Source organism: Flavobacterium hydrophilum (assembly GCF_003202405.1).
In the GTDB taxonomy this organism is placed as follows: domain Bacteria; phylum Bacteroidota; class Bacteroidia; order Flavobacteriales; family Flavobacteriaceae; genus Flavobacterium; species Flavobacterium hydrophilum.
Genome location: NZ_QJHL01000003.1, coordinates 395,212 through 409,983 on the forward strand (window position 1 = coordinate 395,212; position 14,772 = coordinate 409,983).

General features: G+C 29.6%; 13 protein-coding genes and 1 tRNA gene. 8 read left to right on the forward strand and 6 right to left on the reverse strand.

Features of this window, described 5'->3' with window-relative positions; genetic code table 11:
• Positions 1–76 precede the first annotated feature (76 nt).
• The 4 genes from DMB68_RS14755 (at position 77) to DMB68_RS14770 (ending at position 3,980) form a co-directional block, all read left to right on the forward strand.
• Positions 77–1,081 (forward strand): hypothetical protein, encoded by a 1,005-nt coding sequence (locus DMB68_RS14755; RefSeq protein ID WP_110347431.1) that lies wholly within the window; start codon positions 77–79, stop codon positions 1,079–1,081.
• Positions 1,041–3,362, forward strand: a complete 2,322-nt coding sequence (locus DMB68_RS14760) for a hypothetical protein (protein ID WP_110347432.1) — start codon at positions 1,041–1,043, stop codon at positions 3,360–3,362. The genes DMB68_RS14755 and DMB68_RS14760 overlap by 41 nt, the downstream gene beginning before the upstream one ends.
• Positions 3,363–3,366: 4 nt before the next feature.
• Positions 3,367–3,771 (forward strand): methylmalonyl-CoA epimerase, encoded by a 405-nt coding sequence (gene mce / locus DMB68_RS14765; protein WP_110347433.1) that lies wholly within the window; start codon positions 3,367–3,369, stop codon positions 3,769–3,771.
• Between the two features lie 135 nt (positions 3,772–3,906).
• A tRNA-Ile gene (locus DMB68_RS14770) sits at positions 3,907–3,980 on the forward strand.
• Positions 3,981–4,120: 140 nt separating this feature from the next.
• On the opposite strand, the gene DMB68_RS14775 is transcribed toward DMB68_RS14770, so the two are convergent.
• The 5 genes from DMB68_RS14775 to DMB68_RS14795 form a co-directional block, all read right to left on the reverse strand.
• Positions 4,121–5,011, reverse strand: coding sequence for a BT4734/BF3469 family protein (locus tag DMB68_RS14775; RefSeq protein ID WP_165830146.1), 891 nt, complete (start codon positions 5,009–5,011; stop codon positions 4,121–4,123).
• Positions 5,012–5,065: 54 nt separating this feature from the next.
• The gene (locus tag DMB68_RS14780; RefSeq protein ID WP_110347435.1) at positions 5,066–6,700 is read right to left on the reverse strand and encodes a DNA primase family protein; all 1,635 of its coding nucleotides are present in this window, start codon (positions 6,698–6,700) and stop codon (positions 5,066–5,068) included.
• Positions 6,687–6,998 (reverse strand): helix-turn-helix domain-containing protein, encoded by a 312-nt coding sequence (locus tag DMB68_RS14785; RefSeq protein WP_124019438.1) that lies wholly within the window; start codon positions 6,996–6,998, stop codon positions 6,687–6,689. The genes DMB68_RS14780 and DMB68_RS14785 overlap by 14 nt, the downstream gene beginning before the upstream one ends.
• Positions 6,999–7,324: 326 nt before the next feature.
• Positions 7,325–8,083 (reverse strand): hypothetical protein, encoded by a 759-nt coding sequence (locus DMB68_RS14790; RefSeq protein ID WP_124019439.1) that lies wholly within the window; start codon positions 8,081–8,083, stop codon positions 7,325–7,327.
• A 297-nt stretch (positions 8,084–8,380) separates the two neighbouring features.
• A complete protein-coding gene (locus tag DMB68_RS14795; protein WP_110347438.1) occupies positions 8,381–8,821 on the reverse strand; it encodes a lipocalin-like domain-containing protein in 441 nt (146 codons plus the stop codon).
• Positions 8,822–9,080: 259 nt separating this feature from the next.
• Here DMB68_RS14795 and DMB68_RS14800 point away from each other — a divergent pair, with 259 nt between their 5' ends.
• A complete protein-coding gene (locus tag DMB68_RS14800; protein ID WP_110347439.1) occupies positions 9,081–9,293 on the forward strand; it encodes a helix-turn-helix domain-containing protein in 213 nt (70 codons plus the stop codon).
• On the opposite strand, the gene DMB68_RS23390 is transcribed toward DMB68_RS14800, so the two are convergent.
• Complete coding sequence (locus DMB68_RS23390) at positions 9,290–9,439, reverse strand: hypothetical protein (RefSeq protein ID WP_165830147.1); 150 nt, start codon at positions 9,437–9,439, stop codon at positions 9,290–9,292. The genes DMB68_RS14800 and DMB68_RS23390 overlap by 4 nt on opposite strands.
• Before the next feature lie 358 nt (positions 9,440–9,797).
• Between DMB68_RS23390 and dndC the strand changes: the two genes are divergently transcribed.
• From dndC to DMB68_RS14815, 3 genes are read left to right on the forward strand one after another with little or no spacing between them, the layout of a single operon-like run.
• On the forward strand, positions 9,798–11,117 hold the full coding sequence (gene dndC, locus DMB68_RS14805; RefSeq protein WP_110347440.1) for a DNA phosphorothioation system sulfurtransferase DndC: 1,320 nt from the start codon (positions 9,798–9,800) through the stop codon (positions 11,115–11,117).
• Between the two features lie 6 nt (positions 11,118–11,123).
• Positions 11,124–13,220 carry a DNA sulfur modification protein DndD gene (gene dndD, locus DMB68_RS14810; protein WP_110347441.1) on the forward strand — a complete coding sequence of 699 codons (2,097 nt, stop codon included), beginning with the start codon at positions 11,124–11,126 and terminating at the stop codon, positions 13,218–13,220.
• Positions 13,210–14,772 (forward strand): helicase HerA-like domain-containing protein, encoded by a 1,563-nt coding sequence (locus DMB68_RS14815; RefSeq protein ID WP_110347442.1) that lies wholly within the window; start codon positions 13,210–13,212, stop codon positions 14,770–14,772. The genes dndD and DMB68_RS14815 overlap by 11 nt, the downstream gene beginning before the upstream one ends.

Sequence of the window (14,772 nt, forward strand, 5' to 3'; positions counted from 1 at the left end):
CTGGAAAAAGATATGTCAGTAATTTTCAAACGGGATATAATTTCTTACATTTGGTTTCCAATTTAATTTGCAGGTTTTGAAAAAGAGTTTCATTTGGGTATTGCTATTTTTTTTACTGATTTCATGCAGTGAAAATAACAAACCAATTGTTTCTTTTTATTACTGGAAAACCATCTTCAAATTATCTGAAACAGAAAAGGAAACGCTTCGTGAAAATAATGTGCGGAAAATTTATATCCGCTATTTTGATATTGATTTACATCCAAAAGATACAAATCCGATTCCTTTAAGTCCAATTCATTTTAAAGAAACAATGGATGGTTTTAATATCGTTCCTGTAATTTACATCAAAAATAAAGTAATGCTGAAACCGAATCTTGATGTGGAAGATTTAGCTAAAAAAGCTGTCGGACTGATAAACGAAATCAATTCTAAAAATAAAATTTCCAGCAAAGAAATTCAAATCGACTGTGACTGGACACTTACGAGCAAGGATAATTATCTGAAATTTATTGAGGTATTCAAGAAACTTTCAAAGAAGAAACTTTCAGCAACAATACGGCTTCATCAGATAAAATATTTCAGAAAAACGAAGATACCAAATGTCGATTCCGGAGTTTTGATGTACTATAACATGGGAACGATTGCTACTGATTCTTCAAACTCTGTTTACGACAGGAAAATTGCGGAACGTTATCTGAAAAGTTTAAAAAAATATCCGCTGCATCTCGATTTTGCTTTGCCAATATATTCCTGGGCGGTTCATATCAAAAACAATAAAGTGGTTGGATTGCGATCAAAAATAAATGTTTCAGAACTTAAAAAAGATAAAAATTTTGAAGAAACCGGTGCTGTTTTTTTTAAGGTCAGACATTCTAATTATAAAAATGGCATATTTTATGAAGAAAATGATGTGCTGAAAATCGAAGCCATTTCATCAGAAGATTTAATTGAGATGGCAGAAGATTTAAATAATCATTCTGTGCAGAAACCAAATGAAATTATTTTTTACGACTTAGACGAATTCAATTTAAAAAACTATGAAAAGAATATTTTTGAGCAAGTTATTTCTTGTTTCTAGTGCCTCTTTACTTTTTGTTTACGGAATAATTTCTGCCTGTGGAGGTGGTGATGATTGGGATTATTTTGGTTATAATTCGAATTTTACACCGGAAACATTTGCAGATAAATCATACTCGCCGCTTTTTTTGTCAGGCAGTATTTTTTATGGAATAGGCTTTGATAATGGTCATAATTCCCGCTTTAATGGAAATATAAAGTCAGATTGGGGAGTCTATCTGAAAGGGAAAGCAGACACTACTGCTGTAAACTATTTTCTGATTGGTGATGAAAAACCAGTTTCTTATGATGATCGAAATAAACCTGCTGCCAATAAAACAGAAATAGAGCAGCTTCATGTTTTTTTAAAAACCAAAAAAGAGAATAAGGCTTCTTTAAAATGGGGAAAGAAAATTAGCCTGAAAGATGATAAAATTAAAAGTTTTATTGAGTTTTTATATTTGGCACAAAAAATAGAAACGGTGTCAATTGGAGAAGATTACTGGAGTTATGATCCCGTTGTGGCCAAAACATTTAAAGACTTAAAAATGATTCAGTCGATCGAGAATGTTTATAATACGACATCAGATCCTTTTTTGAAAAACAGATACTGGTTTTTGACGATGAAAGCACGTTTTTACAGTACTGATAAACAAAAAGCGATTTTGTTTTTTAATAAAACGGAGAATTCGGCACCCAAAAACATTCTGTATTATCGTGCACTTTCATATGTGGCAGGAATAAATTATCAACAGAAAAAGTATGCAGTTTCGAATTATCAGTATGCTCAGGTATTTGATAAATGTCCTGAATTGAGAGTGGTTACAGCATATTGCTTTAATCCAAAAAGCGATATCGATTGGAATAAATCATTGGCGATGGCCAAAAATAATAAAGAGAAAGCTGCTCTTTGGGCAATTCACGGTTATCATAAAGATGAAAAACAAGCGATTGAAAAGATTTACGAACTGGATCCGAAAAGTGAACATTTAAATTATCTGGTAACACGATTAGTAAACAGACAGGAAGAAGGTATAAATAATTCCTTTAAGCAGGATGCAGGAGAAAATCTTCCGGCGAAGCAACAATCAATTGCAGAAAACAGAACTGAAAATTATGCGAAACTGGATAAAAATGTATTCGATTTAATTGCTAAAATTTCCGGAGCAGGCAATACAGAAAGACCTTATTTATGGGATATTGCATTAGGATATCTGCAAACATTAAAAGGCGATTTTGCAAACGCAGATAAAAATTTTGATAAAGCTGAAAAAACACTTCCGAAAACAGAATTAGCAGGTTATCAGTTAAGGCTATTAAGGTTTGTAAATAATATGAGCAAAATTGATAAGCTTACAGATAAAAATGAAAAAACAATTCTGGCTGATTTGAACTGGCTTTATAATGAACTCCCAAAGACTTATAAAGGACAGGAATTTCGTTATGAAAATGCAGCACAATGGAGTAAAAATTATTTGGCAGTTTTATATAAAGCAAAAGCAAATCCTGTAATGGCTGAGCTTTTTGGCTCTTCGAATTATGGATATTGGGGTTCGGGAAACACTTTCTATGATAATGAAAAAGATTTATTAGACATGAAAGCGTTCTTGAGTAAATCCAATAAAACTGACATTGAGAAAATTGCCGCTGGAATTTATCATTTAAAATTAAAGGACATTAATAATTTTCAGGCAGTTCAGGCGACTTATAAAAACAAAATTCCCGAAGCTATTGCCTTTATGCAGCAGACAGATTCTGTTCAGTACTATACTTTTTTAGGAAATCCGTTTAATGGAAGTATAAAAGATTGTCATGATTGCGATCATGCGGCTTATCAAAAAAAGAAATATACTCAAATAGAATTTTTAACTACCATAAAAGCGATGCAGGATAAAATTGCTCAAAAGGAAGATGTTTATACTAATAGTTTATTATTAGGAAATGCATTTTATAATATTACTTATTTTGGAAACGGCAGAACCTTTTACGAAATTAGTATATCAAGTGATGATTCCGGCACTTATTCCTGCGATATTTCTAAGATGTATTATAAAAAAGCATTTGATGCAGCAGCAACAAAAGAACAAAAAGCGAAATGTATATATATGATTGCAAAATGTGAGCGAAACGATTATTATAATAATAAATATAAAAATGTCAGCTGGTGGGAGAGACAGGATGATAAAATTAATTTTATTGCCTGGGAAGCATTTAAAACATTGAACAAAGAGTATTCTGATACAAAATACTATCAGGATGTAATTGTAGAATGTGGTTATTTTAATACATACGTGAATCAATAATGTTATGGTAAATAAAATTGAACATATAGGAATTGCGGTAAAAGATATTGATGATGCCAATATTTTGTTTGAGAAGCTATTAGGTATTCCGTCTTATAAAACCGAAACGGTAGATTCAGAAAATGTGGTAACTTCTTTTTTTCAGACAGGAACCAATAAGATTGAACTTTTGATGGCGACAAATTCTGAAAGCCCAATTGCTAAGTTTTTAGAAAAAAAAGGAGAAGGAATCCATCATATAGCTTTTGATGTTGATGATATAGAAGCAGAAATTGCCCGATTAAAAAGTGAAGGTTTTGTTTTGATAAATGAAAATCCAAAACCAGGAGCCGACAATAAAATGGTGGTTTTTTTGCATCCTAAAAGTATAAACGGTGTTTTAGTTGAGCTTTGTCAGGAAATTAAATAATTTTTAAGGTTTAATAATTACTTGATTATCAATTTGATTTTAAATAAGAATCGTTAATATTGAAATTAAGTACAAATGATCCTGTAAAATATTTGGAGCAAATAAAAAATAGTAGTAATATTGCATCCTCAAACCGGTCCTATAGCTCAGCTGGTTAGAGCACCTGACTCATAATCAGGTGGTCCCTGGTTCGAGCCCAGGTGGGACCACTGGTTGAAAGCCAAGCATTTACAAAGCAATTTGTAAGTGCTTTTTTTATGCTTGTTGCACACAGATTGCACACAACTCTTGGCAAAGCACAAAAAAAAGCCACATTAACTTAGTTAATGTGGCTTTTAGAAGTAGCTATTTATTTTAGACCATGTTTTTCTGCTAAGTGAAAAAATGTCCCTATAGTAAAAGGATAATTTCTCTCTAAACATTCGGTATACATGTTATCAGCTATGTCTGGATGATAACTAGAATTATTTTGTGAAACAAGGGAAAACATATCTCTTCCTTCTTCACCAAATTCATTTGCAAGAGCACAAGCAATTTGAAACCAGTCATTATAGTCGTCCGTCATATCAATTTTTTTCAGATTGATTTGGTTTATAATTTTCATTACTTTCGCCTGAGTACTATTCCCTTTGATACTATAAGATGCTGTAAAATCTTTTTTAGTATTGCTTGTATTAGAATTTTTAGTTTTGTATTCGATTAACTGAGTAAAAACCACAGCGTCCTCATTAAAATATGCATCTGGGTCGTATGAATAGCCTCTTAATCGAGTTACATCTTTACATGCTTTGTCAATAATAATCCCAAAGCGTTCAAAAATAATTTTTAGAGCTTCAAAGTGCTCTGCATGTTTTTCTGGATTTTTTATTGGAATAATACAAAAAGCACCTCGACCACTAACTGATAAAGATGCATATGAAACATTGTGAATTTTTTTGAGTTCATCTCTAACGAATTTGAAATCCTTAATATGACTATTGTCACCTCCATCGATGTCTATACATATATGGCCACTATGCTGTATTAATCCTATTTTGTTTCTAGTTGAGAATGTTCCGCTAATTGTTACAGCTGGAAGTTTTGATTTATAAAGCTTTATTTCGTCTTTGTCAGTTAAGGTTCTAATATGCTCAACGATGTTCTTATACGTATTATCCGTAAGATATTCAAAGAGATTGACATTTTTTTCAGGAACTGGATTTCGATAATTTTGAAATTTACTTACAATTATATTTTTCATAATATTAATATTTAATGTTGTGTTTTTATATAACATGTTAGGGTTGTTTTATTGTTAAATGTCTATAATTGTCTTTGGGTCTAAAACAATTGAAGAGTCATCTATTCCTTCTAACAACCTATCAAAGTAAACGTGATAATAACCATTTGTACTTCTCGTAATTTGAAATTTAGCATCACGAAGTTGACTACTGAAGTTGTTTTTGTTACAACACTGAAATCCATTCTGAATGCAATACTCTTTGTATTCTTGGTACAATGTGGTTAGAGCGATACTTCTTCTTGCAGAAGGAATATATTGCATTTCATCGATAAATGTTAATACACTATTTATGTCACGCCTATAGTTTTCAGATTGATCAGCTACTGATTTAGAATATGTAAATCCATGCTCATAAAAACTCTTCATGCCGTCAATCACCATATTAAATATACCAGGTAATTCTTTTGATATTATTTTGGAGGCTAATTCAATATCCATTTCTTCATCCGTTATTGTTTCGCCAAAATGGATAACAAAAAATCTTCTATGAAAGCCATCGCTATTTTCCCCTGCCTTTGGTAATACGTTACAATTAAAAGCTAATCGGGCATAATTTGTAATGGTATATGGATTACTATAAAGTTCTTTTACTTCTATAGGTTCCATGCTTGCAAGTTTTTTTATCATATCGACATCAGAACTTTTTATTGATCCAATTTCACTACTAAAATTTAGAAGTTTATTTTCAAGATGCATTCGAGATTGGCTTTTAGGCTCAATTAAACTTGCTAAAGAGAATGATGTCATATTACTAGTCCCTAGTAATGCATGTAAAATGTCATGTAACACTGATTTTCCATTTTTTCCAGAGCCATATAGGAGCAATATTTTTTCATGTTTTTTCTTTAAAAATATTGAACCGAAAAATTCAAACATTAAATTTTGAGCAGTTTTGTCGGGCAAAACACGGTCTAGGAATTTTTTAAATTGAGGAGCATCTGCATTTACATCATAACTAAAAGATAATTTATAAGTTAGGAAGTGATTTTTGTCAAAATTACTTAGTTTTACATTACCATCATCAAAAACCAAAGTGCCATTATCAAAAGGGATTCTAGCGATATTTCCTTTGTCATTAAAATTTGGCATATAACCGGAAGACATAAACTGTTTTAGCAGAAGTTCCTTGACTTTAAATTGATCAGCTTCTAATCTATTAAGTCCCACTTTTTCTGAAAATTCACCTAAAAAGCCTTCAAAATTTTTTAAAGGAATAAGTTCCCAAAATTCACCATTAAACAAGAAAATTTTATCATTTGAAGCGCCTAAAGCAAGTTCGTTTAATTCAGCGGTTTTTAATAAGTTATCTATGATAATTACATACTGTTGCAAGGGTTTGGGAAAAAGCTTTTCAATCTTACGCTCAATAATTTCTCTGCCTCTTAAATCAGTGGTAGTTTCTAGTGATTTTCTTAGCAGATTTATTTCGGGGCCATTTGCCTCAAATAAAAAATCAATTGGTAAAGCATTTTTAATTAAAATTTGCAGGTTTTTTTGTTCATCAATTGAAGTTTTTAAAATACTTCTAAAGTTTGAGTTTGAATTAAATGTTTTTTTAGATGTAACAATGTTTTCTGAATTGTTTGTATTCAGAGTTATATTGTTTAAATCTGTGTTTTCTGGTATAAAAAGTTTATCTATTTCCATCTTTATATTGCCTTTTGGATTTAGATATTGCTGAATATATTACAGAGTTGTTTTTTCTGCTTTCATTCTTTAGAATTTGATTTTCTATCCATAAGATAAGCTCATCTCTAAAAAACACCAACTTATTATTTATTTTTCCATGTGGTATACTATTAGTTGAGGTTAGCTTATATAGCTTACTTCTACTGATATTATAACCATTTTGGGAGAGTAAATCTAAAGCATCATTAAACGATATTTTCTCTTTAAAAACCAATTTTTGAATAGGTTCACGTAACATTTTTTTTATCTCTTCCATTCCTATGAGGATTTCTGAAAGAGCATAGGGGATTGAATTGAAGCTGATTTCGTTGTTTCTAAGCATATATAATATATTTACGGTAAAAACTTTATTGTTTTTCCACGCAGATGTATTTAAAATAAAAATTTTTTATAAGTTGAAACTCGATTCAGAGCACTATTGAGAGCATCTTCAATAGAAGGTTGATTATAGATTTTAATCCAATTTTAAAAAGTCTAAAAAACGAAAAAAGCGATTATTTAGATTTTCTAAATAATCGCTTTTTGAATAGTTTTATGTTTGATTGATACGAATTAATAATTTTACAATTTAAGATTGAACGGCTATTCAATCTTAAAATAATTAGTCAACCAATTATTAAAATTATCAAGAGAACCAAGTTCAGAGAGAGACAATTTGTCTTGTGCATGATTGCCAACATCTTCATACTTATCAATATCATTTAGTTTTTGATAAGTAATCTTTAGAGCAGATAAATTTTTATTCCAAGTTTGTATGTCAATTTTACTCATCTTTCTTTCGTCAAAATATCCTCTATTCAAACATCTCTTTTGTATACCCTGTAGAATAGCACAATTTGCCTGCCCTTTTTTTATTAATGCTTTGTATCTGATTAATAATTCTTTTTCTGTATTTGTTAAGGGTTTTGGAATAACTTTAATTAAAGTTCTAAATCCATTTTCATCACTTCGACTGTAATCAAAGAAATTATATATTGGTGCATTTGTAACATAGAATAATTTTGAAGTTACATTTTGTAGCAATCTAAGGCCGGATTCTGGTGATGTTGCTATCGAGGCAAATTTGTCCGTACTCAAAATAGCAGATAATTTGATATATTTTCCAGAACTAAGACTATCATTTTCATTTTTTAAGATAATCGCTCCTAAATACAAGTTATTTCCATTTATAAAGTCTTCTTTTTTAATTTGAGATTCTTTTTCTAATCTAACAATTGACAATTTATCAAAAGTAAATAATTCTTGCTCGTTGTTTTCCAAATTCGACTTTTCCCAGTTTGATTGACAGAATGAAAATGAGAATGTTAGTAGCATTGATAATGATAATAATAATTTTTTCATAGTTTGAGATTTGATTTATGAGGTTTCTAATAATTATTTGCTAAGTCTTTTAAGAGTATAATTTTAGAATTAGATTGATTGCGTTTTTTTGTATAATTAAAAAAAAGTTATCTTTTATGATAACTTAAAAAATTGAGAAAACCACTCCAAATTGAGATTTAGGACGTATTGAGAGAATTAGATTTGAAAAAAATATTTTCCAGCAAGATCTAACAGCACTCTTCTGTTTTAGAAATTATCTGTAAAGAGTTAGAAGTGAATTTCAGAGTTTATTTTTAAAGGCATCAAACAACTTATTTACTCCTTAAATTCTAAAGTATGTTCGTCTATTCCATTTCCATCTTCATCCCAACTATATTTAAATGTTGTACTTGTAACTATAACTTTATTTAATATTTCTGTTTGAGCTCCTTCGTCTGGATCAGTAAAATTTAATGTGATTTTTTGCGCTGTTAAATCATAAATGTAAGTCCCACTATCATTTACTTCGAGTTCACATATCGAGGCATTTTGATAAAAACTTTTCCTTTCAAAATGCCCATCTGTTTTGAATTCAATATAGTTTTGCTTATTACATGTTGTTAATACCTGGTTGTCATTGTTTAATGTCCATTTCTCTAAATTCCATTTTTTTATTAGATTAGGTTTTTCACGTATAATTTTATTATCCCCATCATTGCTGCAGGAAATTAATAATATAGATAAAAAAAATAATGTTGTAAAATTCTTTTTTTTCATTGCTTGTAAGTTTAGTATTTGACGGTTTTTGTAATTATGAGAATTTTAATTTTCATAATGTTGATACTTTATCTATTGGCTGTTGCAGTCCTATTTTCTTGTTTTTATTCTTTGATTTAATTTTTAAAATGGTAAATCAAATATTTTTTGTTGTATGATGATTACGTTTTTCCATAATTGAAAAAAGTTATCTTTTGTGATAACTGGTATTTGCAAATATAAAACAACTTTTGAATTATCATAAAAGATAATTCAAAAGTTGAAAAACTCACTGCAAATAGAGGTTGGAAAACGTATTCAGAAAATCAGAATTGAGAAAAACATTTCTCAGCAAGATTTGGCTGCTAAATGTAATTTTGAAAAAAGCAATATGTCTCGATTAGAGGCAGGAAGATCTAATGCAACTCTTTCGACTTTAGAGATAGTTTGTAAAGCTTTAGGAGTGAATATTGTCGAATTATTCAAGTTTTAGACTTCACCAAACAATTGATTAATTAAGTTATCAATTTCTTCGTCAGAATCCTTATCAATTTTTAGTTTTTTATTAATTAAATCTTGTTTTATCTCATTCTCCAAATCATAAATAGAAATGATAAAATGATCGACTAAACCTTTCATAAATTTTATATTTTTTGTTATATCGAATATATCCAACAAAGTCGAATTTTATAGGTTAAATAGTGAACTAAGTGAACTTAATTTTTAAATATATTTATTATATGATTTTTTTATAGTGAACTAAGTGAACTAAATTATATAAAACATAGATTTATTAAGAAAGAAGTATTGTAATAAATATTAGTATAGAATAAATATATTTAAAAATTAAGTTCACTTAATTCTTTCTATGAAACTATATTTAAAAAGAGTCCCTTTAAAATAAATTTTATTTGGATAAAATGCTAAAAAACTCTTTATATTTTGTTACTTTGTTCGTTTAAGATTTTTATTACGAACTACACAAAGAATACAATATATGTCGTTAGACTTAAATCATTTAGAGAATGAAATAATTGATCAATTCTTATTTGATGATTCAAAAAGACCTTGGATTATAGGCTTTAGTGGGGGAAAAGACAGTACAATGCTTTTACAAGTAGTCTGGCGATCCTTACTTAAGATTGATCCATTTTTAAGACAATCTAGAAGAATTTACGTAGTATGTAACGATACTTTAGTAGAGAATCCTAGAATTGTTAAATTCATTAATTCTACTTTGGCAAAAATACAAGAGGCCGCTATTCAATATGAATTACCAATAACCGTACATCAAACAACTCCTCAATTAGAAGAAAGTTTTTGGGTAAAGCTAATAGGTTTAGGATATCCTGCACCTAATAAATTTTACAGATGGTGTACAGAAAGATTAAAGATTAATCCGACGACAAAATTTATTACCGAAAAAATTCATGAAAATGGTGAAGCTATAATTTTGTTAGGAACAAGAAGTGCAGAAAGCTCTAACAGAGCTAAATCAATAAAAAAACATGAAATAAAGGGACAGCGATTAAGAAAACATCAATTACCAAACTCATATGTTTATGCACCTTTAAAGGATGTTACTACAAATGAATTATGGCAATATTTGAATCAGGTTTCGCCTCCTTGGGGCGGGACAAATAAAGAGTTAATTACTTTATATAGAAATGCCAATGCTGGAGATTGTCCACTTGTAATAGATGAATCAACACCAAGCTGTGGGAATAGTCGCTTTGGATGTTGGACTTGTACAGTTGTGAACAAAGACAAAAGTATGGAAGGGTTGATTGAAAATGGAGAAGAGTGGATGACCCCTTTGATGGATATTCGAAATTTTTTAGTTACAACAAGAGACAATCCCGAAAAATATAGGCAAAAAGAGAGAAGAAACAAGACTATATCTGAAAATCTATGGGGACCTTACACATTTGATACAAGAGTCAAAATTCTAACTAGAATTTTGAGGGCCCAGAGAGATATTCAAAGAGAAGAAGGTGTTGAATTGATAACTCATCAAGAGCTAGTAATGATTCAATACTATTGGTTTAGAGATTGTTATTTCAAAACAAAAGTATCAGATATTTACAATTCCATATTTAATACCAGAATCGATATGAGTAAGCAAGAGGAAAAATTCAAACAAGAATCGGACTTGTTAAAAAAGTCTTGTAAGAACAATGAAAATGATGTTCAACTAATTCATGACCTTTTAGCACTTCAAAAAACTAAAACATTAATGATCAAAAAACGTGGATTGCAAGCAGATATTGATAATCGATTAGATCAATATATTGACGCAGAAAAGAAAAGTAAGTAGGCCATTATGACAATAAAAGAAATAGAATTATACAATTTTAGAATTTATAAAAATTCAAATTGCATTGATTTTGCTCATCAAGAAGATAAAAATATATTCGTAGTTAGCGGTAGAAATGGATTTGGTAAAACTACCTTTTTAATGTCTCTTGTTTGGTGTTTATATGGTAGACAGATGCAAGATGTCGATGATATTTATAAAAAAGAAATTGACGATCAAGGGGGATATAGCAAATATATAGCTAACTCATTAAACAGATTAGCAAAATCTGAGGGTGATTATAAATTTTTTGTATCAATTACTTTTCATAATATAAATATCCCAGAAGTTCCGTGCAAAGAAATAGTAATAAAAAGAAGTTATAATACTAAAACAAGTACATCTGAAGAAGTTGAGGTATTAATTGATGGTCATCCAAGTGAATTAGCAAAAGAGGTTGGGCAAGAAATTTTTATACGCGAATTTATAATGCCAATTGAAATTGCTAAATTTTTCTTTTTTGATGCTGAAAAAATAGTAAGTCTTGCAGAAGTTAATACTCCTGAACAGAAAAGAAGACTTAGTAAAGCTTACTCTGAGGTTTTAGGTATCAAAAAATACGAAGATCTAAAAAGTGAATTAGAAAGCTTGCAATTAAATCTTCGACAAGATTCTGCAAGTGCCACAGAAAAAGGCCAGCTAAGATCATTAGAAGTTGAAGTGGATACTTGCGACGATAAAATAGAGGAGAATGAATCAAAAATTCAAGAACTAAGAGAGAAAAGAAGTGAAAAAAACAAGGCCTCTCGAGACATTCAAGAAAAACTAATAAAATCTGGAAGCTTAATAACTGTTGAAGAGTTACAAGATTTAAGACTAAATGAAGAAGAATTAGGAAGAAAACTTACTGAGCTTCAAAGTGAATTAAAAGACTCTTATGACATAATTCCATTTGCAATTGCTGGAGAAAAATTTTTAGAAGTTAGCAACCAACTTCAAAATGAAGCAAATTTTAAGGCGGCAAAGTTTAAAGATGAAAATGTTAAGGGAGTTACCAATAAAATATTGACAGATCTTATTAAGGAGCCTAAACCAAATGACTTAGTGATTGATTATCAAATCGAAAAGCATTTTGCTGAAACATTTGAAAAGCTTATACGCAAACATTTTTTTGCTGATACACCTGAACTGCCTTCCGATTTTAAAATGCTTCACGAGTTTTCTGATTTAGAACAAAATGAACTACTAGCATTGTTTAATAACTTAAAATATTCGTTCAAAGAATCTTTTAAGCGAATTACATCTGAAAATAATCTTGCTAAAAATGAAATAAATGCTATCAGGAAAAAAATACGAGATGCCGAAACTAACCAGGAGAGTCCTTTGATTGCAGAGTTTCGAAAAGAAAAAGAAGATTTAGATAAAGAAATTATTCGAATTGATGAAACGATCGATTCGTTAAATCGAGAGATTGGTGAGTTTGTCAATGAAAAAACGCAGAAAGGGAAACGAATAGAAGATCTTTCTAAGAAACTAAGTGTTTCTGAAAAGAACAAGACAAAAGACGAAATTATAATTCGTAATATTGGAAACCTAAAAGATTTTATAGAAAAATTTAAAATCAAAAAGAAGGAATCTCTTGAAAAACAAATCTTAGAGGGTTTAGAAACCTTATTGCATAAAAAAGGGTTTGTTAAAAAAGTTGAGGTTGAAATTATTGGTGAAACCATTGATATAATATTAAAAAATGCTCGAGGTGAGGAAATTAAAAAAGAATCTTTGAGTAAAGGAGAACAGCAAATGTATGCCACGGCTTTGTTACGTGCATTAGTTGAAGGAAGTGACATTCAATTCCCAATATTCATAGACTCTCCAATGCAGAAGTTTGATGAGCACCATGCTGAAAATATTGTAAAATATTTTTATCCTAATATTTCTGATCAGGTTGTGATTTTTCCATTGATTAACAAAGAGCTTACTGAAAGGGAATATAATATTTTATCAAAAAATATTGCGAAAACATTCTTGATCAACAATATTCATGAAGATAAAAGCGAATTTTTACCATTAGAACCAACAGATTTTATTTCAACATACAACAAAATGTATAATAATGCTGATTAACATTAGAACATCTGAGGCAAACAAACCTGTTGTCCAAGAATTAACCAGAAGATTAAATTTAGGTGCTGAAAATGTGGTGTCTAGAATAGCATTCTCTTTTTCGATATCAAAAAACATTAAATTGGATCTAGAAAAAGATCTTTTTGATAGTAAAGGAAAAGAATACAAAGATGATATCTTATTTGGAAAATATAGGGATTATTACATTGCATTAATTTGCCAACATTATAATCTTTACAAAACAGATAAGGACATTGGTAAATACATAAAAATGCATATTGATCATGGTCTGATCATAATGAATAAAATATTTGAAGAAAATAAGAATTATTCAGGCCTTGATTTTCTTTTAGAACACATCGAAACAGGTATCGAGAAACTTGAGGAAAATGAAGTCTCTAATGAGGCAATAATCTACGATGAGCATACTAGACAGAATAGAATAATTAACAAAAACTATTTTGCAGAAAGTATCAAGTTATTGGTTGGAAAATCTTTTGAGGAGGAAGAAATTTACTTTAAATTGAATGACACATCCATTCACAATAATGCACATATAGCTGTCGCTGGAAATTCGGGGACAGGTAAAACTTACTTTGCGAATAGTATTTTAAAACAGATTGTAAAGGAGAGCAATGGACAAGTAAACTTTATCTTTTTAGATTTCAAAGGTATAACTGAGGAAGATGAAAAGAAAAACAGCGAATTTTTCAAAGCAACAAATTGTAATCTAATCAAAGCCCCTCATAAAGCATTTCCTGTAAATCCACTTTCTTTTATTGACAATATCAATGAAAAGAATAAAATTATGGGTATAAATAAATTTGTTGATATTATTACAAGCTACAGTAACATAGGTAAAAATCAGCAACAAACCCTAAAGGATGCTACTAAAGATGTTTTTGCTGATATGAAAGGCGGGAAATATCCTTCACTAAAACAGATTTATGAAAGAGTATTAGATTATGAAGGTGATAAAGCTAGTACTTTAAGGGAGGTTTTAGAAAGCTTAAGTGAATTAGATTTATTCGAAACAACTGTTGATGTAAAAAACAATTTTTTAAACAGCAATTATTACTTAAGTCTTTCTGGTGATTTGCCAAAGAATGTTCGTTTTACATCAGTTTTTTTAATAATTAATTATATCTATAATACATTCATGAATATGGATAATGCACCTATCGAGGGAGATTATCAAGGAATGCGTTATGTATTATTAATTGACGAAGCCCATACCATCTTCAAAGAAAAAAAATCACAAGATTTATTAGAGAAAATATTACGTGAAATCCGCTCTAAAGGTGTTTCTGTTATTTTATTAAGTCAAGGTATAGAAGAATTTAATCAGCCTTCATTTGATTTTAGTAGCATGTGTGAAACAGCTTTTTTGTTTGATATAAAAGACAAGACCAATTTAAAAATGATGCAGAAATTCATGGGAATTGGTGAAAAAGAGTCTTCTAAATTGAAGACGAGTATGGAAAAGATTCAAAAGTATCAGTTAGTATCTAATCTTAAAGAGTTTAAGATAGGAGAATTATTTAAAGCTTAA